At 68.2% G+C, this 20446-nt stretch carries 16 protein-coding genes; 10 read left to right on the top strand and 6 right to left on the bottom strand.

Features of this window, described 5'->3' with window-relative positions:
- Positions 1 to 18 precede the first annotated feature (18 nt).
- Together Acor_RS16505 and Acor_RS16500 are read right to left on the bottom strand one after the other, a co-directional pair.
- Entirely contained in the window at positions 19 to 1050 is a 1032-nt protein-coding gene (locus Acor_RS16505; protein WP_218034322.1) for a zinc-binding alcohol dehydrogenase family protein, read from the bottom strand.
- A gap of 44 nt (positions 1051 to 1094) precedes the next feature.
- Entirely contained in the window at positions 1095 to 2033 is a 939-nt protein-coding gene (locus Acor_RS16500; protein ID WP_155337542.1) for an acyl-CoA desaturase, read from the bottom strand.
- A 223-nt stretch (positions 2034 to 2256) separates the two neighbouring features.
- Here Acor_RS16500 and Acor_RS16495 point away from each other — a divergent pair, with 223 nt between their 5' ends.
- Together Acor_RS16495 and Acor_RS16490 are read left to right on the top strand one after the other, a co-directional pair.
- Positions 2257 to 3414, top strand: a complete 1158-nt coding sequence (locus tag Acor_RS16495) for an FxsB family cyclophane-forming radical SAM/SPASM peptide maturase (RefSeq protein ID WP_155337616.1) — start codon at positions 2257 to 2259, stop codon at positions 3412 to 3414.
- Complete coding sequence (locus Acor_RS16490; protein WP_155337541.1) at positions 3411 to 4721, top strand: HEXXH motif domain-containing protein; 1311 nt, start codon at positions 3411 to 3413, stop codon at positions 4719 to 4721. Before Acor_RS16495 ends, Acor_RS16490 begins: the two co-directional genes overlap by 4 nt.
- Positions 4722 to 4724: 3 nt before the next feature.
- Here Acor_RS16490 and fxsT read toward each other — a convergent pair whose 3' ends face one another.
- Positions 4725 to 7196 (bottom strand): FxSxx-COOH system tetratricopeptide repeat protein, encoded by a 2472-nt coding sequence (gene fxsT, locus Acor_RS16485; protein ID WP_308805658.1) that lies wholly within the window; start codon positions 7194 to 7196, stop codon positions 4725 to 4727.
- Positions 7197 to 7421: 225 nt separating this feature from the next.
- On the opposite strand from fxsT, the gene Acor_RS16480 reads away from it, so the two are divergent.
- The 3 genes from Acor_RS16480 (at position 7422) to Acor_RS16470 (ending at position 10159) form a co-directional block, all read left to right on the top strand.
- Complete coding sequence (locus tag Acor_RS16480; RefSeq protein WP_155337539.1) at positions 7422 to 7598, top strand: hypothetical protein; 177 nt, start codon at positions 7422 to 7424, stop codon at positions 7596 to 7598.
- Between the two features lie 75 nt (positions 7599 to 7673).
- Positions 7674 to 8552: an SIR2 family NAD-dependent protein deacylase gene (locus Acor_RS16475; protein ID WP_155337538.1), complete on the top strand. Its 879-nt coding sequence runs from the start codon at positions 7674 to 7676 to the stop codon at positions 8550 to 8552.
- Positions 8549 to 10159, top strand: coding sequence for an nSTAND1 domain-containing NTPase (locus Acor_RS16470; protein ID WP_155337537.1), 1611 nt, complete (start codon positions 8549 to 8551; stop codon positions 10157 to 10159). The genes Acor_RS16475 and Acor_RS16470 overlap by 4 nt, the downstream gene beginning before the upstream one ends.
- Before the next feature lie 76 nt (positions 10160 to 10235).
- Here the strand turns inward: Acor_RS16470 and Acor_RS16465 are convergent, their stop codons facing one another.
- Genes Acor_RS16465 through Acor_RS16455 form a run of 3 tightly spaced genes read right to left on the bottom strand, consistent with a single transcriptional unit; the run spans position 10236 to position 12681 of the window.
- On the bottom strand, positions 10236 to 10958 hold the full coding sequence (locus Acor_RS16465; protein ID WP_155337536.1) for an amino acid ABC transporter ATP-binding protein: 723 nt from the start codon (positions 10956 to 10958) through the stop codon (positions 10236 to 10238).
- Positions 10958 to 11803 carry an amino acid ABC transporter permease gene (locus tag Acor_RS16460; protein WP_155337535.1) on the bottom strand — a complete coding sequence of 282 codons (846 nt, stop codon included), beginning with the start codon at positions 11801 to 11803 and terminating at the stop codon, positions 10958 to 10960. The genes Acor_RS16465 and Acor_RS16460 overlap by 1 nt, the downstream gene beginning before the upstream one ends.
- The gene (locus Acor_RS16455; protein ID WP_155337534.1) at positions 11800 to 12681 is read right to left on the bottom strand and encodes an ABC transporter substrate-binding protein; all 882 of its coding nucleotides are present in this window, start codon (positions 12679 to 12681) and stop codon (positions 11800 to 11802) included. Before Acor_RS16455 ends, Acor_RS16460 begins: the two co-directional genes overlap by 4 nt.
- 216 nt (positions 12682 to 12897) lie before the next feature.
- Between Acor_RS16455 and Acor_RS16450 the strand changes: the two genes are divergently transcribed.
- The 5 genes from Acor_RS16450 (at position 12898) to Acor_RS16430 (ending at position 20431) form a co-directional block, all read left to right on the top strand.
- Positions 12898 to 14013: a ZIP family metal transporter gene (locus tag Acor_RS16450; protein WP_155337533.1), complete on the top strand. Its 1116-nt coding sequence runs from the start codon at positions 12898 to 12900 to the stop codon at positions 14011 to 14013.
- Between the two features lie 23 nt (positions 14014 to 14036).
- Entirely contained in the window at positions 14037 to 14504 is a 468-nt protein-coding gene (locus Acor_RS16445) for a DivIVA domain-containing protein (protein ID WP_155337532.1), read from the top strand.
- 170 nt (positions 14505 to 14674) lie between these two features.
- Positions 14675 to 15685: a LacI family DNA-binding transcriptional regulator gene (locus Acor_RS16440; protein WP_155337531.1), complete on the top strand. Its 1011-nt coding sequence runs from the start codon at positions 14675 to 14677 to the stop codon at positions 15683 to 15685.
- A gap of 127 nt (positions 15686 to 15812) precedes the next feature.
- The gene (locus tag Acor_RS16435) at positions 15813 to 17198 is read left to right on the top strand and encodes a glycoside hydrolase family 43 protein (RefSeq protein ID WP_155337530.1); all 1386 of its coding nucleotides are present in this window, start codon (positions 15813 to 15815) and stop codon (positions 17196 to 17198) included.
- Positions 17195 to 20431 (top strand): discoidin domain-containing protein, encoded by a 3237-nt coding sequence (locus Acor_RS16430; RefSeq protein ID WP_155337529.1) that lies wholly within the window; start codon positions 17195 to 17197, stop codon positions 20429 to 20431. Before Acor_RS16435 ends, Acor_RS16430 begins: the two co-directional genes overlap by 4 nt.
- The last annotated feature ends 15 nt before the right edge of the window (positions 20432 to 20446 follow it).

The raw sequence follows: 20446 nt of genomic DNA, 5'->3' as shown, positions 1-20446 counted from the left end.
CGGCGGTGCGGCCGCTGGTCACCAGCCCTCCACGACGACCTTGCCGATGGTCCCCGACCGCTCCAGCGTCGCGTGCGCCTCCCGCAGCGTGGCGGCATTGATCGGCCGCATCCGCTGGGTCAGCGTGCTCCGCGCCTGCTGCCCGTCCACCAGTTCGGCGACCACGTTGAGCAGGTCATGGTGGGTGGTGTCGTGCGGCGCGTACAACGGCCGGGTGAACACGAACTCCCAGTGCCAGGTCAGGCTCTTGCTCTTCAGCCCCGAGATGTCCAGCCCGTGCGGGTCGTCGATCGCCGTGACCTGACCCCCCGGCTTCAGCATCTTCTGGTACGCCTCCAGGTTCGCCGCCGAATACGGGCTGAGGATGTAGTCCACCCCTTCTGGCGACACCGCGAGCACCGCCGCCGCGAGATCGCCGTGGTGGTCGACCACGTGCTGGGCCCCCATCTCCTCGGCCCACACCCGCGACTTGGCCCGCGACGCCGTACCGATCAGGGTCAGGTCCGGGCACAGCCGCCGCGCCAGCTGCAGCATCATCGACCCGACGCCCCCCGCCGCGCCCACCACGACCAGCGTCCCCTCGCTGTCCTTGGTGAGCCGGAACCGGTCGTGCAGGGTCTCCCAGGCGGTGATCGCCGTCAACGGCATCGCCGCCGCCTCCGCGAAGTCCAGAATGTACGGCTTGCGCCCGACCAGCCGCTCATCCACCAGCTGGAACTCGGCGTTGCTCCCGGAGCGGGCGATGGACCCCGCGTAGTACACCTCGTCCCCCACCCGGAACAGCCCGGCCTCGTCCCCGACGGCCTCGACGACCCCCGCCGCGTCGTACCCGAGAATCTGCAGTTCGCCGCCGGCCGGGCGGCTCATCCGCTCCTTCACGTCGACGGGATTGACGGAGACCGCCTTCACCCGGACCAGCAGATCCCGCCCTGTGGCCCGCGGAATGGGGACCTCCGCGTCGATGAGACACGAAGGATCCCCCACCGGCAGGTTCTCCCGAAATCCGACCACCCGCATCGTGCCCGCCATCGCCGCCCCCGATTCCCTCACGCTGCGCAATCACTCCATTGCAGCATGAGGCCACCGGAATGCCGCTATCGGGGTGTGCGCTTCGGGTCCGGCCAGCGGACGTCCTTGGCCCAGCCCAGCCACTCGAACAGGGCGATCAGATTGGCCGACAGGTCGATCTGGAGGCGGCCCCGGCCGTGCCGGGCGCAGGTGGGCTCGCTGTGGTGGCCGTTGTGCCAGCTCTCCCCGAACGAGGCCAGGGCCAGCGGCCACAGGTTGGTCGACCGGTCGTGCCGGCGGGTGGCGTGCGGGCGGCTGCCGACCAGATGGCAGAGCGAGTTGACGCTCCAGGTGACGTGCTGGAGCACCGCGACCCGGACCAGGCCCGCCCAGATGAAGGCGGTCAGACCGCCGTACAGGCTGCCGCTGATCAGCCAGCCGGCCGCGGACGGGAGCAGCAGCGAGAGCGCGCACAGCGCCGGGAAGGCGCGGGCGATCCGCACCATCGCCGGGTCGGCGAGCAGGTCAGGGGCATACCGCGCGGGCGGGCTCTGCGCGTCGGTGAACAGCCAGCCCAGGTGCGCGTGGGCCAGCCCGCGCAGCTGCCCGCGCCAGCCGGCGCCGTACCGGTACGGCGAATGGGGATCCCCCGGCCGGTCGGTGAACGCGTGATGGCGGCGATGCACCGCCACCCAGTCGACCACATTGCCCTGGAAACTCATCGACGCGGCCACCGCCAGCATCACCCGCAGCCACCGGGGCGCCCGGAACGACCCATGGGTGAGCAGCCGATGGAACCCGACCGTCACCCCCAGCCCCGTGACCACGTAGCAGACCCCGGCCAGCACGAGATCGACGGCCGTGACCCCGCTCAGCCAGATCCCCGCCCCCAGCGCGAAGAACGGCAGCACCACGATCGCCGCCGTCAGCCCCGCCCGCACCCGGCCGACCGGCGCCAACTCGGCGGCCCCGGGGAACGGCGACGCGCCGTCATAGTCGATCGAGCGCCTGTCAGTAATCGTCATGGGCCTCTTCCTCATCACTTGCGGCAAATCGCCCCGAGCCCCGGACGGTCGCTCCAAGTGATCAATGTATTCCAGCGGGTGCACACCGGAATCATGCGCTCGACAATGCCTCAACAAAGGAAATCGCCCGCCCAGCCCGCTGGACCCTCATATTCTGGAGTCCACGTTTGGAGGCTGATCAACGGTGCACGAGTGGCCGTCCACCCTGGATGTCACCAGGCTGATGACGGGCGGCTGGCAGCCGACGCCGTTCCGGCAGTTCATTCTGAAGATCTATAGCAGATGCGACCTTGCGTGCGATTACTGCTATATGTACGAAATGGCCGATTCCAGTTGGCGGGGTCGTCCGCTCTATATGGACGACGCGACAATTGACGCGGCAGCCGTGCGGATCGGGGAGCATGCGGCGCGCCACGGCCTCCGGGACATCGAGGTCATCCTGCACGGGGGTGAACCGCTTCTCGCCGGTCAGGACCGGATTCGGAGCATCGTCAGCCGGGTCCGCGCCGCAGCCGGGGACAAGGTCCGGGTCAAGGTCACCCTGCAGACCAACGCCGTCCTGCTGACGGACGGGTTCCTGCGGGTGCTGGACGAGTTGGACGTGCGGATCGGGGTGAGCCTGGACGGTGACCAGGTCATGCACGATCGCAGCAGGAAGCGCGCCAACGGCCGGGGGAGCCATGGTGACGTCATGGCGGCGCTGACCCGGCTGACCGAGGGGTACCGGCATCTGTTCAGCGGGCTGCTCTGCACGGTCGATCTGCGCAATGATCCGGTCGGGGCCTATCAGGCGCTGCTGGAGTTCGGGCCGCCGGCGATCGACTTCCTGCTTCCGCACGGCAACTGGGTGGTGCCGCCGCCCTCGCTATATCCCGCTTCGACGGCGACGCCGTACGCGGACTGGCTGATTCCGATCTTCGATCGCTGGTACGGCAGTCCGCGGCGGGCCACCTACGTGCGGCTGTTCGGGGAGATCATTCATCTGCTGCTGGGTGGGGCGTCCCGTACCGAGCAGATTGGGATCTCGCCCGTGGCCATGGTGGTGATCGAGACCGACGGTTCGATCGAGCAGTCCGACCTGCTCAAGTCGGCGTACGAGGGCGCGCCGTACACCGGGCTGCACGTCAGCCGGGACTCACTCGACGACGTGCTGAAGCTCCCGTCGATCGCGGCCCGCCAGATCGGCGTCGAAGCGCTCTGCGCGACCTGCCTCGACTGCCCGGTGCACACGGTCTGCGGCGCCGGCCTGTACGCCCACCGCTACAAGGAAGAAAACGGCTTCGCCAACCCGTCGATCTACTGCCGGGATCTGTTCCGCTTCATCCACCACATCAAAGACACCGTCGAGGCCGACCTTGCGGCCCGATCCGAGGGGCTATGACAGAGCTTCGGATGCACGAAGTCTCCACCGACGTCTTCGACGAGCTGGCCTCGGGCGGCGGCGGACCCGCCGTAATCACCCAGCTGGCCGCCGCGCAGCGGAGTAAGCACGTCCTGCTGGTCCGCGGCGTGATGACCACCGCCCGCGCCACCGGCCACCCCGACGCCGGCCTGGCCAGGCGCGCCTTCGACCTGCTCGCCGCGATCGAGCACAGCGACCCCGCCTCGGTGGACCGGGCGCTCCGCCACCCGTCCGTGGGGGCCTGGGCCCGGCACACGGTGGACGCGCTGGAGACCGGCCGGGCCGGCGCGAACCCCGGCCAGCTCGCCGCCATCGCGGCGACCGCGGCCATCGTCTCCGGCACCGAATGCGACATCGACGTCCCCGCGCCGGAGGGCGTGGTCACGCTGCCGTCGCTCGGCCAGGCGATGCTGCCGCCCACGGTGACCACCGCGACCGTGCACTCCCACCCGGCCGGGGCCGAGATCTCGGCGGCGGGCACCGTGATCAGGATCCCCGCGAACCCCGGCGGCGACGCTCCCGGCTGGCGCGGACTGCGCACCCTGACCACCGAGTCGAGCGGCACGCCCATCCGCTTCACGGTCGACGACCTGGACCCCTTCCGCATGCCGGGCTCGCCCAACCTGGCCGGACGGCTCAGCGCGGCGGAGTTCGCGCAGTGGCAGGCCGTGCTGCCGCCGATGTGGGAGCTCCTGGTTGAGCACCACACCGGGGTGGCCGACGACGTCGCCGGCGCCATCTCCGTGCTCACCCCGCTGGCCGCGCCCGCGCACGGCCTGGTCAGCGCCACCTCCCGGGAGACGTTCGGCTGCGTGGCGCTGTCCACCCCGCCCGACGCCTGCTGGCTGGCGCTGACACTGGCGCACGAGGTCGCGCACGCCAAACTCTCCGCCCTGCTCGACATCATGGACCTGACCAAGCCCGACGACGGATCGCGCTACTACGCGCCCTGGCGCGAAGACCCTCGGCCGGTTCCCGGCCTGCTCCAGGGTGTCTACGCGCACCTGGGCGTGACCGACTTCTGGCGGCGGCAGCGCACCGTCGAAACCGGGCCGGCCGAGGTGCACGCCAACGCGGAGTTCGCCCGGTGGCGGGCGGCGTCCCGGATGGTCGCGGGCACGATCCTGGACAGCGGTCGCCTCACCGAATGGGGGGACAGATTCGTCGCCCAGATGATCAGCCAGTTGGACGCGTGGGCCGACGAGTCCGTGCCCGAGGACGCGCGCCTGCTCTCCTGGGAACGCGCCGACCAGCACCGCACCCGCTGGCGGGCCAGGAACAGCTGACCGTCAGAGCGGCGGCGGATCGAAGTCGAAGTCGAGACGCTGCCGGTCATGCGCCACCCGCACATCGGGGTGATCATGGCCGAGCACCCGCTCGTAGCGTTCGAAGGTGTCCCTTTCCAAAATTTCGGCCTCCTCGACGTCCTCCTGAGAGCGCAGGTCCAGGATCAGGTTGGCCGCGCAGGCGAGGGTCAGCGGATGCTCGGGACCGAGTGCCTCCCGAAGGGTGGCGAGGGTCTGCTCACCGAGCTCCCTGGCCGCCCCGATGTCGCCGAGCGTGGCCAGGTCGCTGGCCAGATTGATGGCACAGGTCAGTGCGTAGTGATGGTCGTGCCCCAGCGCGTCCGCCAGCCCTTCGAGACACTGCCGGTCGAGATCACGCGCCGCCGCCACATCCCCGTTGACCCGCAGCAGCAGCGCCAGGTTAGTGTCACAGCCATATTTGAACGGATGCCGCTCCCCGTAGACATCAGGGAACCGGACAGCCGTGTCCCGCAGCCGAACAAGCGCCTCAGCGGTCTCCCCCCTCGTACGCTGCGCGTTCGCCAGGCACAACGCGGCAGCCAGCGAATCTGGATGGTCCCGGCCAAAACTCCCCTGCTGCCGCTCAAAGGCCAACTCGGCCAACTCGTACGCCTCGTCGATCATCCCGGCCCGGCGTTTGGCAATGGACAGGTCGCTGAGAATGCGCAATGTCGTCGGATGGTTGGGGCCGAGGTCCGCGACCGCGTCCGCGTGGGCCGCCTCGCCGATGTCGCAGGCGGTTGCATAGTCACCGCTCAGGCAGACCACCCGGGCCAGACCGCTCTTCCAGATCAGCAGGCTCTTCTGGTTGGCGTTGACCGTGCGCGAGAGCCGAATGGTCCGCTCGTAATGCTCGCGTGCCTTGGCGTAGTCGCCGAGCAGGAGATAGTCGACCGCGAGATTGTTCATCGCCCGAAGTGTCCGCTGGCTGGGTGGGTCCTGGAATTTGGCCTCATGCTGACGCAGCGATTCGAGATCGTGCTCAAGCGCGGTGGTGAAGTCGCCCCGCGCACGGAAGTCGGCACCGTGGACATTGGTGAGCGCGAGCGTCTCGTTGTCGTCAGGGCCGAGAATGTCGCGCATGAGGGCGAGCGTCTCGCGGTTCAGCTCGAACGCCTGCTTGTAGTCGCCCAGCTGAAACAGGATCGTCCCGTGATGGCGCCTAGCCTCCAGGACGTCCTTGGTCGGGGGCTTGTCATCGGTCGCCCAGGCGGCGATGAACTTCCTGACCAGGTCGAGTGCGGACTTCGGCTCACCCGAGGAGAACAGGAAACGCACGATCGACAATGCGAAATGCCGGATCTCGGGCTCCGTCGACTCGCTCAGCTCTGACGGCCCCACATGACCGAGCAGTTCGGCGTAGCGCGGCCATGTCGCGTTGTCGTCTGCTTTGTCAGGCGAGGCGGCAGCCAGCAGCCGATGTGCCTCCGCACGGAAACTTGTCCGTTCCTCGGCCGACAACTCGCTCCGCAGCAACGTCTGGACCAGCCGGTGCACCAGGATCGTACGAGTGTCGGCGTCGATGCGGATCAAGGCGAACCGGGCCAGCACCCCGATCGCCTTGCTCAACATGATGGGGTCGGACAGCAGTGCGCGAAGCTTGGACTTGGCCAACTGGCTCTCGGTCAGCGACTCGAAGACCATCCGCGGGATGGGTTCGGGACCGAAAAACGCGCAGCATCTCAGGAGTTCGAGCGCGACGGGCAATTTCTCGGCCAGTTGGGATACCGACAGCGACCAGGCGGCTGTCATCGAAAGCGGGTAGTCGGGCGGCTTGTTCGCGCCGAGGAGGTGCGCCGCCTGAACGTTCAGGAGCCGCTCGTACTCCTGCACGGACATGCCTGTCTCAGCCTGGAGCGCCCCGGCCTGCTCCAGCGCGAGCGGAAGATCCCCCAGCGCCTCGGCCAGCCGCGAGGCATCCGCGTCCGGGATGGCGGCGGACACCCGCTTGCGGAGAAAATCGATGCTCTCCTGCCGGGTGAACACGTCGACCACCACTGTGGCGGCCCTCGCCTGCCAGGTGTGGTCCCGCGAGGTGATGAGCACCTGTCCCGGACCGCCGCTCGGGAGCATCTCGTTGATCTCCGCAGGCTGGTCCGCGTTGTCGAAGATAAGCAGCCATCTCGTGTACGGGTCCCCCCGCCGCAACGCGTCGAGTACCGCGGCGGACGCTTCCTCAATGCCCACACTCGCCGGTGAGGCGAGGCCGAGGTGGGGCGCCAATCCAGCCAATGACGAACGCACCAAAATAGGCTGATCTGCTGGAATCCACCACACGATGTCGTATTCGTGGCGATAGCGCCATGCGTACTCGATCGCCACGTGCGTCTTGCCCACTCCACCGATGCCATGCAGCGCATGCGGAACGACCGCGGTAATATGCGAGCGGACATCCGCGTGTAGTTCGCGCAGGAGTTCATCACGCCCGGTGAAGTTTTTGTTGCGGGTAGGCACCTTTCCCCAGACCGCGGGCACGTTCCCAGGCAGCCGGGGTCGCCCTGACGAAATCGACATACGACGCCCTTTGAGTGGCTCTAGTCTCCAACGTGCAGAATTCGTCTCGAGTGGGTCAAGTTTACCCCCCGGTGGCGGACAGGTGGAGGACGCCGTGGGAAGATGGCCGGGATCGGCTGAGGCTGTTTCGTGTGTCAGCCCCAGTGAGACCGTCAAGGGAGTTGCATGGCTGACACAGTCGAGGTAAAGGCGCTGCGGGGAAAGGGCCTTATCGACCTCAGCGAGTTCAGTCTTTCCGGGCTGAGCATGGGTGTTGGCGACGCGGCGCTGGATCATGCGCTGGAACGTATGCGCGACGACCGGGACGCGACGGCGATCGCCGCGTTCGACGCGGCACTCTGAACTTTACTGTGACACATCCTCACACGACATATACAGTGAATTAACGCATTCTATTTCACTTGTCGTGGTGGTGGCGTGGACGAGGCGGACTGGCAAAGGCTGACCAGCCAGCTCCGCCGGGGTGACTGCACGCCTTTCCTCGGCGCGGGCGCGTGCGTCGGCGCACTTCCCACCGGAACCGAGCTCAGCACTCGCTATGCCATCGAGCATGGATATCCCTTTACGGACGATCACAATCTCGCGCGGGTCATGCAATACGCAGCCGCGGAATTACGCGATTCGGTTGACCTTAAAACCCGAGTATGTGAGTACCTGCAGGAGTGCGGCCGGACTCGGTCTGCCGGCCCGAACGATCCGCATGCAGTTCTGGCCCGGTTTCCGCTGGATACCTTTCTCACCACCAACTATGACAACTTCCTCGCCGAGGCGCTGCGCCGCCGCGGGAAACAGCCGACTGAGGAAGTTTCGGCCTGGTGGGAAGGCGGCTCCACCGACGTCCCGGTGGTAGCGACCCCTGATTGGGAGAAACCGCTCGTATATTATCTGCATGGAAGCTGGGCGATGCCCCGGTCGTTGGTGCTCACCGAGGCCGACTATCTGAATTACCTGGTCAACATGGTCGACGCGTCCGCGTATACCGGGCGTTTCCCGCTGCCGACTCCGGTACTGCGCGCGCTGACCATGAAACCGCTGCTCTTTCTCGGCTACAGCCTCCAGGATTGGACCTTCCGCGTGCTCTTCCATGGATTGGCACGAAGCACGCCGCGTAGCAATCATCGACGTCACGTAAGTGTTCAGATCATGCCGGGAGTGAACGACTCCGCGACCGATGTGGAAGCGAAGGCCGAGCGTTATCTGGCGCATTATCTGCACGGCTGGAATATATCCACCTTCTTCGGCACGGCGACTGACTTCTGCGCGGAACTGGAAGCGCGAACGAGGGACCTGTCGTGACGCCCTACGTGGGCTTTCGGCCGTACCGGTCGGCGGAGCACGGGTGGTTCTTCGGGCGGGAGCAGGAGGCGCAGGATGTCGCCACCTCCTGGCAGGGGACCGGATTGACGGTGGTGTTCGGCCCGGCGAAGGTGGGCAAAACGTCGCTGCTGCACGCGGGAGTGCTGCCCAGAATCGAGGCCGAATCGGCCGACGTGCTGCCGGTCGCCGAAGCGCGGCGTGAGGCGGCGGCGGGGAATCCCTATGTGGCGAGTCTGCTGGCCGCTTGGGCGCCGGGCCGGCCGGCCGACATGACGATCAGTGAGTTCCTGGATCGGCGGGTGGACAGGTTCGACGAATACGGGGATCCGCTTTCTGTGCTGATCGCCATCGACCAGGCGGAGGAGCTGTTCGGCGGGCCGCCGAAATGGCGGAGGGAGCGGGAAGAATGCCTAAAGCAGCTGGCGAGCGCAGTCGTCCGGCATCATGGTCTTCATCTGCTGCTCTGTGTTCGCGAGGAGTTTCTGGCGGCTGTGCTGCCGCATGAGCGGCTGCTCGGGCAGGGTTCGCGCGGGCGGTTGCACCTGCGGCCGTTCGGCCGGGAGGCCGCGCTGGCCGCGGTGACCCGGCCGGTTGAAGCGAGTGGCCGGGTGTTCGGGCCGGGGGCGGCCGAGGCGGTGGTCGACGCCTCGGGTGTGTTGCGGGGTTCCGACGAGTCCGGACCGGAGTTCGAGCCGGGCCAGTTGCAGATCGTGTGTTCGGCTCTGTGGGAATCGCTGCCGGCGGATGTCCGGGAGATCACGCTGGAGCACGTGCCCGGTCTGGTGGAGGTGGACCGGTTCCTCGCCGGGTTCTGCCGTCAGGTGATCGGCGAGGTCGCCGAAGAGCAGGGCGTCTCGGGCGGCACCATCCTGATATGGCTGCACGAGGTGTTCGTCACCGACCACAGCGCGGGCATCTCCGTGTCGGAGGGATACCCGACGACTGCGGGCATTCCCAACGCCATCGCCAGGGCGCTGGCGGAGCGGCATCTGCTCAGGACCGAGCAGCGGCTGGGCGTGCGGTGGTATGAGCTCCAGCACCAGCGGCTGGGCCTGGCGATCCGCAAGGCGGAGAATCCGGTGACGCTGCTGGGTGACGCGGAGGCCGAGCTGGCGCAGGGCAACTGGGACCTCGCGCGTGGGCTCGCGCTGGTGGCGATGCAGGCTGCGGGGCGGGAGGCGACCTGGGTGCACGCTCAGGGGAAGGCGATCATGGGGGAGGCGGCGGCTGCGCTGGGGCAGGCCGAGGCCGCGCACGGGTTGCTGGCTGAGGCGGCCAACTCGTTCGCGGCGATGCAGCGGTTCGACGCGGTGGCCAGGGTGCTGGCGGCCGATGGGCGGGTGTGGATCGCGCAGGGGCAGCCGCGTAAGGCGGTGAGTGTGCTCAAGTCGGCGCTGGACTGGGACGCGAACAGCGTTTCGGTGCATCTCGCGCTCGGGCAGGCGCTGTGGCGGGCGGGGCGGGTGCGGGACGCGCTCGCGGTGCTGGACGGGGTGGTGGATCTGGCCGCGCAGCCGCCGCCGGAGGCGGTCGCGTTGCGGGCGGAGATCTTGGACGGGCTCGGCGGGATGAAGTCGATCGCCTGAGGGGCCGCCGCGGCCATCGACACCGCCCGGCACATCCCGATGGTCATCGACGCCGACCGGCACGTCCCGATGCGCGTCAGCCGTACAGGAATTCGCGGGTGCGGGGGTTCTGGGGGGCGTCGAAAATCTGGGCGGGGGGGCCGTGTTCGACGAGGGTGCCCTGGTCGAGGAAGCAGATGGTGTCGGCGATGTCGCGGGCGAAGGTCATTTCGTGGGTGGCCAGGATCATGGTCATGCCGGTCTGTTTGAGTTCGCGGATGATGCCGAGGACCTCGTTGACGAGGGTGGGGTCGAGGGCGGAGGTGACCTCGTCGAGGAGGAGCAGGCGGGGGTGGGTGGCGAGGGCGCGGATGATGGCGACGCGTTGCTGCTGGCCGCCGGAGAGGCGGTCGGGGTAGGTGGCGGCCTTGTCGGCGAGGCCGAAGCGGGTGAGGATGTCGCGGGCCTGGGATTCGGCTTCGGCGCGGCGGACGCCGTGCACCTTGCGGGGGGCGAGGGTGATGTTGTCCAGGACGGTCATGTGCGGGAACAGGTTGTAGGCCTGGAAGACGATGCCGATGCGTTTGCGGATGTCGTCCGGGTCGGCGCGGACGTCGGTGATCTCCTGGCCGTCCAGGTGGATGGCGCCGTCGTCGACGGTTTCGAGCAGGTTGACGCAGCGGAGCAGGGTGGACTTGCCGGAGCCTGAGGCGCCGATCAGGCAGACCACTTCGTGCGAGCTGACGGTGAGGTCGACGCCGCGCAGGACGCTGTGGTCCTGGTAGCGCTTCCAGACGCCGTCGATGGTGAGCAGGGCCATCAGCCGCCTCCGCGCCGGTGGGCCGCCCGGGCGGCGAGGTGGTCGGTGAATCGGGCCATCGGGACGGTGAGCGCGATGAACAGCAGCGCGGCGGCCACGTACGGCGTGTAGTTGAAGGTTTTGGCGACGTGGATCTGGGCTTGGCGGAGGGCTTCCAGCGGGCCGAGCAGGGCGACCAGGGCGGTGTCCTTCTGCAGTGACGCGAAGTCGTTGAGCAGGGGCGGGACGACGCGGCGGATGGCCTGGGGGACCACGACGTACCGCATGGTCTGGCCGTGGGAGAGGCCGAGGGAGCGGGCGGCGGCGCGCTGGCTGGGGTGGATGGAGTCGATGCCGGAGCGGAACACCTCGGCCACGAAGGAGGTGTAGGACAGGACCAGGGCGATGATGCCCAGGGTGAACGGGTCGGCGGGGGCGCCCTGGAGTTGCAGGGCGGGGACGCCGAAGCCGACCAGGTAGATGAGCAGGATGACGGGGATGCCGCGGAAGATGTCGGTGTAGAGCACGGCGAGGGCGCGGAGCGGGAAGAACACGGGGGCGCGCAGGCCGCGGACGAGGGCGACGCCGAGGCCGAGGACGAGCACGATCGGCTCGGCGATCATGAAGAGCATGACGTTGAGCAGGAAGCCGCGCAGCACGTCCGGGAGCGAGTTGACCAGCGCGTCCCAGTTGAAGAAGGTCTCCTGGACCCGGGGCCAGCCGGGCGAGGCCGTGATCGCCACGGCCGCCACGACGACCACGATGACGGTGGAGGTCGTGGCGGCGGAGAGCGAGCGCCGGCCGCGGGCGCGCAGCAGCGTCTCGCGGGCCAGCTGGCGGTCGCTCTTGACCCAGTCGGTGGTCACGAGAGTTCGGGGGCGCCCGCCGTGGACGTCAGCCACTCGGCTTCGATCTTGGCGAGTTCGCCGGAGCTCTTCAGGGTGGCGAGCGCCTGGTTGACGCAGCCGACCAGCGGGTTGTCCTTCTCGAAGAGCAGGCCGAACTCCTCGGGCGCGCCGGAGCTCGCCGCGAACTGGCCGACGATCTTGGAGCCTTCGATCTGGGCGGCGGTGACGTAGAAGGCGGTGGGCAGGTCGAGCACGATGGCGTCGATCTGCTTGTTCTTGAGCGCGTTGACCACGTCGATCTGCTGGTTGAAGACGCTCGGATCGTTCTCGGGCTTGACCACGTCCTGGACGGCCGACAGCGCGGTCGTCCCGACCTGTACGCCGATCTTGGCCGACTTGAGCGCGGCCAGCGTGGTCGCCCCGGCGAAGTCCGATCCTTCGAGCGCGACGACGGCCTGCTTGACCGCGTAGTACCCGTCGCTGAAGTCGACGGCCTTGGCCCGCTCGGGGGTGATCGAGACCTGGTTGATGTCGAAATCGAACTTCTTCGGGCCGGGCGCGAACGAGGAGTCGAACGGCACGACCTCCCAGGCGACCTCGGCGGGGGTGAAGCCGAGGGTGGTGGCGACGGCCGCGGCGACCGCGCCTTCGAAGCCCTGGCCGTTGGCGGGGTTGTCGTCCTTGAACCACGGCTCGAACGCGGGCTTGTCCGTCCCGATCGTGAGTTTGCCCGGGGTGAGCAGGTTGAGCTGGTCCTTCGCGCAGGTGGCCGAGGCCGACGGGCTGGCGGGGGCCGCGCCGGTGGCGGTGGCGGTCGGCGGCTGCGGCTCGGGGGCGCAGGCGACGGCCGCCAGGGCGAGGGCACCGGCAGCCAGGAACAGTGCGGAACGGGACAAAGTGGCCTCCGGGGGACCTACGCGGGATTTCCTACCGAGGATGTCGGAATGCTCCGGCCTCGGCAAATCGAGTCTGGCACGGCCAGGGCTCCGCTCTCAAAACGGCCCGATCACGTCTCAGTCAAGGCGCGCGGCGTGGGTGTGAAACCCGCGTGGCTGGATATCTACTCTGCGTAATCATTGCAGGTGGAACAGGTAAAGGTTGGGGGGAGTGGAATGGAGGGGGGATCGCCGGGGGCAGCGGCGTGGGTGGCCGTCGCCCTGGTCTCGTTGTCCACCCTCGTCGGCGCGTGGCTGGCCAGGCGGCATGCCCGGCGGGTCACCATCTGGCTGGCGATCGCCTCGGCGCTGATGCTGATCACGGCTCTGGTGGACGTGCTGCCCGACGCCTGGCGGGAGGCGGTCGAAAAGGGCGTGCCGCTGTGGGTGATGGGGGTGGCCATCGGGCTGGGGTTCATGGTGGTGACCTATTTCACCCGGAACGAGCACGCGCAGGTGAGCAACGGGCTCACCCGGCGGCACGCGCCTGGCCTGCACCGGCGGGTCACGGAGATGGCCAGCGCCGCCCTGTTCGGCGGGGTCGGCACGGCGGCGGCCCTCACCGTGCACCGCGCGATCGAGGGGGCCACCCTGGCGCTGAGCGCCTCGACCGTGGTCGTGGTGGTGCTGATCGTGCACTCGGCCAGCGAGGGCCTGGCCATCGTGGCGCTGCTGGACATGGCGGGGCAGCGGCTGGCCCCGCTGCTGGTGGTGGCCTGCGTCAGCCCGGTGGTCGGCATGGTGATCGGCACGTTCAGCCCGATGCCCAGCCGGATCGTGCCCATCCTGCTCGCGGTCGCCACCGGCATCCTGTTGCGTACGGCCGTGCTGGGCGTGAAGCTGGCGGCGCTCCGGCACGAGGCCAGACGGGTGCCCCGCGCGCATGTGCTGACCGCGGCCGGCATCGCCGCCACGGTGGCGCTGGGGATCAGCGCGTTGCAGTGGATCCCCGGGCAGCCGCCTGGCGCGGAGAAACAGGCGGTGCTGGGGCGGGTCCTGGTCCGGCCGCGCGCCTCGCCGAGCCCCGTCCCGTCCGACGCCCCGCTCCCGCTGCGGAACCGCCGGCACCTGCGGGTCGCCTTCGCGTCGGGCGCGCTGAGCCTGGCGCAGGTGTTCGCCAGGACCGACCGGCTGACCAGGCGGACCAGGGTGGCCTGGCTGCTGAACGCGCATCCGGGCTACGACCAGGACTTCCTGGCCGATCTGCTGCACTCCGTCGGCGTCGGCGACCGGAACCTGGTCGGCGATCTGGACGAGCGGCAGCGGGCCGGCCTGCTGGCGGAACTGTCGTAGCGCTCCTCGAAAGGTGATCAACCATGAGCGAAGGGCACGACCGCGTGCTGACCGCTGAAGACGTCCGCAACCAGGTCTTCTCGACCGGCCGGCTCCGCGAGGGCTACGACCTGACCGAGGTCGACGTGTTCCTGAGCCGGGTGGAGACCAGCCTGAGCATCCTGCACCGGGAGTTCAACCAGTTGAAGGCGCGCTGCGGCCTGTGCAGCACCGCGTTCGCGCCCGGCTGGCAGGGCGCGACCCAGGTGATCTCGATGGCCCAGCAGCAGGCCGAGGCGATCGTCGCCGAGGCCGAGGCGCACGCCCGGGAGCTCGATCGTGAGCTGCGCGAACGGCTGCGCCAGGCGGCGGAGATCCTCACCGAGAGCCATCAGGAGCATGTTCGCGAGTTGGAGGAGCGTCGGCACCACGCGGATCGGCGGCGGGCCGACATCCAGGGGCATCTTTCCTGGATCCACAACCTGATCGCGGAACCGGCCCGCGAGAGCTGATATTTCGCATTTATCCGGTAATGCACGGTAAAAAGGCTTTCGGAAACCTCATCGCAATGCGGAAAACATCCTTCGCTTGCCTCTGCGGACAGTCAAGGATATGTTCTGCGGAATCGTCCGAAAAAACCGTTCCCATAACAATTCCGGACCAACAGAAAAGGCTTTCGCTGATGGTTTCCCAGCGGCCCCGAGCGGCCACGCTCACCGACGTGGCCACGCTCGCCGGGGTGTCCATCGCGACGGCGTCGAAGGCGCTCAACGGGCGCGGGCAGGTCAAGGATGAGACCAGGCGGCGAGTATTACAGGCCGCCGAGGAGCTCTCGTTCCAGCCGAACGCGCTGGCCAGAAGCCTGATCTCAGGGCAGACCAAGACGGTGGGGCTGCTCACCAGCGACAGCGTGGGCCGGTTCGGCATCCCGGTGCTGCTCGGCGCGGAGGACGCGTTCGGAGCCGGCGAGATGGCGGTGATGCTGTGCGACGCGCGCGGGGATTCGATCCGCGAACAGCACCATTTACGGACACTGTTAGCGCGCCGGGTCGACGGGCTGATCGTGGTGGGCGAGAGCACCGACCCGCGACCGTCGATCAGCCGGAACCTGCCCGTGCCGGTGGTGTACGCCTACGGGCCCTCCGAGGATCCGGACGACGTGTCGTTCGTGCCTGACGACGTGGCGGGGGCGCGAACCGCCGTACAACACCTGGTCACGATGGGTCGGCGGCGGATCGCGCACGTCACAGGGCCGACGCACTACCGGGCGGCGCAGGACAGGGCCGAGGGGACGCGGGCGGCGCTGGCCGAGGCCGGGCTGGAGCTGGTCGGCGGGGAGCCGATGTTCGGGGTGTGGTCGCAGCGGTGGGGACGGCAGGCGGCCGAGATCGTGCTGAAGCTGGACGTGGACGCGGTGATGTGCGGCAGCGACCAGATCGCGGCGGGGTTCATCGAGGCGGCCAGGGATCGCGGGAAGCGGATTCCTGACGACATCGCGGTGGTCGGCTACGACAACTGGGAGGTGCTGGCCGCCGAGACCAGGCCCCCGTTGACGACGATCGACACGAACCTGGAACGGCTGGGGCGGACGGCCGCGCAGCACCTGTTTGCGGCCATAGACGGAAAAGCCACTTCCGGTGTGCACCTAATGCCGTGCCGCCTGGTCATTCGCGAGTCGACGGTACGGGCCTAAAACCTTTACGTAGCCGTCTCTCTTGACAGTCTCCCAAGTAAAGTTTATGTTTCCGAAAACCTTTACTCCCACTCCTTCATGTCCCTCCGCAAGAATGTTAACGCTAACATCCTGAGGAGTCCCCCCCATGAAAAGACGATGGGCCTTAGCGGCGACCGTTGTCCTCATCCTCACCAGCGGGAGCCCGGCGATAGCGGCCGCCCCCATCACCACCGCGATCTACACGGCCGATCCGTCGGCCCTGGTCGTCGGAGACACCCTCTACCTGTACACCGGCCACGACGAGGCCCCCGCCGGCGGCGGAAACTTCGTCATGCGTGACTGGCACGTGTTCAGCTCGACCGACGCCACCACCTTCACCGACCAGGGCGCCCGGCTGTCGCTGGCCAACTTCCCGTGGGCCGGGCTCGACGCCTGGGCCGGCGAGGTCGAGCGCGGCGCCAACGGCCGGTACTACTGGTACGTCCCGGTCAACGGCAACGGCGCCGGCTGGATGGACATCGGCGTCGCCGTCGGCGACTCCCCCACCGGCCCCTTCACCGACGCCAGGGGCGGCCCGCTGATCAGCGACAGCACCCCGAACTCCTCGCCACTGAACATCGACCCGACCGTGTTCAGCGACGACGATGGCCAGGTCTACATGTACTGGGGCTCCTACTACGGCCTGCGCGCGGTGCGCCTCAACGCCAACATGACCCAGACCGTGGGCTCGGTGGTCACCCCCACCGGCGTCTCGAACTTCTGGGAGGCGCCCTGGATGTTCAAGCGCAACGGCACCTACTACCTGGCCTACGCCGCCAACGACTCGGCCTGCTCGGCGCCGGGCTACGCGTGCATCCGGTACGCCACCGCCGGCAACCCGCTCGGCCCGTGGACGCACCGCGGCGTGGTCCTCGACCAGGTCAGCTCGACCACCAACCACCCGGCGATCATCGAGTTCAAGGGCCAGTGGTACATGGTCTACCACAACGCCGCGGCCCCCGGCGGCGGCAATTTCCGCCGCTCGGTCACCATCGACAAGCTGTTCTGGAACGCCGACGGCACGATGCAGAAGGTCGTGCAGACCACCGGCGGCGGCACCGGAGGCAGCAACCTCGCGCTCAGCGCGACCGCCTCGACCTCCTACGTCTCCCCGTGGGAGACCCTCGGCGCGATCAACGACGGGTTCACCCCGACCAGCTCGGCCGACCACAGCCACGGCGCGTACGGCAACTGGAACCACCAGGGCACCGAATGGATCGAGTACCGGTGGCCAACCGCGCAGAGCGTCCGCCGGGTCACCACGTACTGGTTCGACGACAACCAGGGCATCGACCTGCCCGCCTCCTGCCAGGTGCAGTACTGGAACGGCACCGCGTACGTGAACGTGCCGGGCCAGTCGGCCTGCGGCGTGGCCGCCAACACCGCGAACTCGACCACGTTCACCCCCGTCAGCACGACCCGCCTGCGACTCAACATCACCTCCAGGACCGGTTTCTCGACCGGCGTGCTCGAATGGACGGCACACTCATGAAGCGGATCAGCGCCGCCTTACTCCTGGTCGCGGGCCTGATCGTCGCGGGGCCTCCCGCGTCGGCCGCGCAGACCATCGGCTTCCCCACCTTCAGCGGCCCGGCCATCCCGGCCGCGCCCGCCAACTCGATGCAGGCCATCTACAACGCCGAGAGCGGCGGGACCGACTTCTGGATGGACCGGCTGCTGGCCCGGCCGGGCAACGACCCGGCCGGGACCTGGCTGATGACCCGCGGCCGGGCGGTCTTCATGAAGACCCACACTCCGGGCACGCTCGGGTTCGCCGGGCAGGTCGCGTACTGGGAGAGCATCAGCAACAACAGCGCGTTCACGGTCGCGATCACGCCGGGCGCCTTCACCGAGCAGGTGGCCTCCCGCTGGCAGGCGCCGAGCTACTGGCGGAGCGTGCACACCAGCGGGTCCGTCACGGTCAACCAGACCAAGTTCATCACCGACAACAACGTGGCCGTGGCCAACCTGTCGATCACCAACAACGGGTCGGCGTCGACCACGTTGCAGCTGCGGGCGACCTCGCCGTACGCGACGAGCGGCACCGGGAACACGCTGACCGGCCAGGTCAACGCGTACAACAACCTGACGACGCTGTTCCCGAGGCTGACCGGGGACGGGTTCACCGTGACCAGCGGCGGGCTCAACCGGTCGGTGACGGTGGCCGCCGGGGCGACGGTGACCGCGAAGGTGGTGATGGGGTTCGTCACCAACGAGATCCCCGAGTCGCTGACCGAGTACAACGCCTACGCCGGTTACAGCAACGCGACCGCGTTCACGACGCACGTCCGGGCCTACAACCTGTGGTGGGCGCAGAACGTGCCCTACATCGACGTGCCGGAACCGGCCATCAAGAAGAACATCTACTACCGCTGGTGGCTGATGCGCTTCAACAACCTGGACGCCGACATTCCCGGGCAGACGTTCCAGTTCCCGACGTCCACCGAGGGCGTGCTCGGCTACAACAACGCGATCGCGCTCACCCAGCCGATGCACATCGACGACCTCAAGTACCTGCGCAATCCCATCTACGCGTACGGCGACTGGCTGAGCGTCGGGCAGATCTCCAAGAACGGCCGGTTCCTCGACAATCCGGGTGATCCGGAGAACTGGTCCAACAGCTACACCCAGTACATCGCCGAGGCGGCCTGGAAGAGCTACCAGATCCACGGCGGCCAGCCGGGCATCGCCGGCAACCTGGCCCGCTACGCCGAGCAGGACGTCAAGGGCCAGCTGTCCTTCTACGACCACGACAACAACAAGCTGATCGAGTACGACTGGGGCGCCCTGACCGGCAACGACGCGGACGCGGTGTCGTTCCACTGGAAGCCGGGGAACATGGACCGGGCCGAGTCGGCGTACCAGTACAGCGGGGCGCTGGCGGCGGCGCAGGCGTACGAGGCGATCGGGAACACCGCCAAGGGCACCGAGATGCGGACGCTGGCCACCCAGATCCAGAACGCCATCGTCAACGTGCTGTGGAACCCGAACCGGCAGCTGTTCGAGCACCGGCTCAAGTCCACCAACGAGTGGGTGCCGTGGAAGGAGATCAACAACTACTACCCGTTCGCGGTCGGCGCGATCCCGAACACGGCGACCTACCGGCAGGCCCTGCGGCTCTACGACAGCCCGGCCGAATACCCGATCTTCCCGTACTACACCGCCAACCAGGTCGACAAGGCGGCCGCCGCGGCGGCGGGGAACCCGGGCTCCAACAACTTCTCCACCATCAACTCGACCGTGCAGTTCCGGCTCTACTCCTCGGTGCTGCGCAACTACCCGAACGCGTGGATGAACGCGACCGACTACAAGAAGCTGCTCTACTGGAACGCCTGGGCGCAGTACGTCGGCGGCAACACCCAGTGGCCGGACGCCAACGAGTTCTGGGCCGACTGGAACGGCTCGTCCATCAACTACCGGTCCTGGATCCACCACAACATCCTGGGCAGCTCGAACTGGACCGTGATCGAGGACGTGGCCGGGCTGCGCCCGCGCAGTGACGCCAAGGTGGAGCTCTCGCCGATCAACATCGGCTGGACCCACTTCATGGTCGACAACCTGCGCTACCGCAACGCCGACCTGACCATCGTCTGGGACGACCCGGCGGACGGGATCACCCGCTACCCGGGCGTGCCGCAGGGCTACTCGATCTTCCTCAACGGCACCCGGGTGGCGACCGTCAACTCGCTGGTGCCCTTCACCTGGGACGCCGCCACCGGCGCCGTCACCACCACCGGCACGGTCGGCTTCAACGCGGCCTTCCCGAGCCTGCAGACGCCCACCCAGGTCACCCAGTCCAGCGCCCGGATGGTGGACATGCTGGCCAAGGCGGGCGTGGACCTGACCGCCAACCTCACCAACCTGGCCGCAGGGGCGACCGCCACGGCGTCCTCGACCGCGTCCGGCAGCAACGTGGCCGGGGCGATCGACGGGTTCCCGACCAACGAACCGTTCTGGGGCGGCAACACGGCCGCGACCGACTGGTACGAGGTGAACTTCGGGGCCGCGCGGACGTTCAACGAGCTGCGGGTGCACTTCAAGGACAGCCGCCCGGCGAACGCCACCTACCGGGCGCCCGCGTCGTACAACATCCAGTACCTCAACGGCAGCACCTGGACGAACGTGCCGAGCCAGACCAAGACCCCGGCCGCGCCCCGGGCCAACTACAACCTGGTGCAGTTCCCGGCGATCAGCGCGCAGCGGGTCCGGATCGTGACCACCAACGCGTCCGGGTCGCGCAGCGGCCTGACCGAGGTGAAGATCTTCAACCGGGGCGGGGTGGTGCAGCCGCCGACGGGCAACCTGGCCCTGTCCGCCGTGCCGTCGGCGTCGTTCACTTCGGCCTGGGAGAGCGTGGCCGCGGTCAACGATGGCATCCAGCCGCCGTCCTCCAACGACACGGTGAACCCGCGCTGGGGCTGCTGGCCGCAGACCGGGGAGCAGTGGGTGGACCTGACCTGGTCCTCGGCGCAGTCGCTGAACCGGGCCGAGGTGTACTTCTTCGACGACGAGCAGGGCATCGACATGCCGGCGTCGTGGAAGTTGCAGTCGTGGAACGGCACCGCGTATGTGGACGTGCCCGGGGCGAGCGGATACCCGCTCACCAAGAACGCGTTCAACAACGTGACGTTCACGGCGACCAGCACGACCCGGTTGCGGGTGGTGCTCACCGGAAACGGGACCAGTTCCGTCGGATTGCTGGAGGTCAGGGCGTTCGGAAGCTGACCTCCGGGGGCGTGC

Source organism: Acrocarpospora corrugata (assembly GCF_009687845.1).
Classification (GTDB): Bacteria; Actinomycetota; Actinomycetes; order Streptosporangiales; family Streptosporangiaceae; genus Acrocarpospora; species Acrocarpospora corrugata.
The sequence above is the reverse complement of the archived record's forward strand: the minus strand, read 5'-3'. Positions and strand labels throughout refer to the sequence as shown.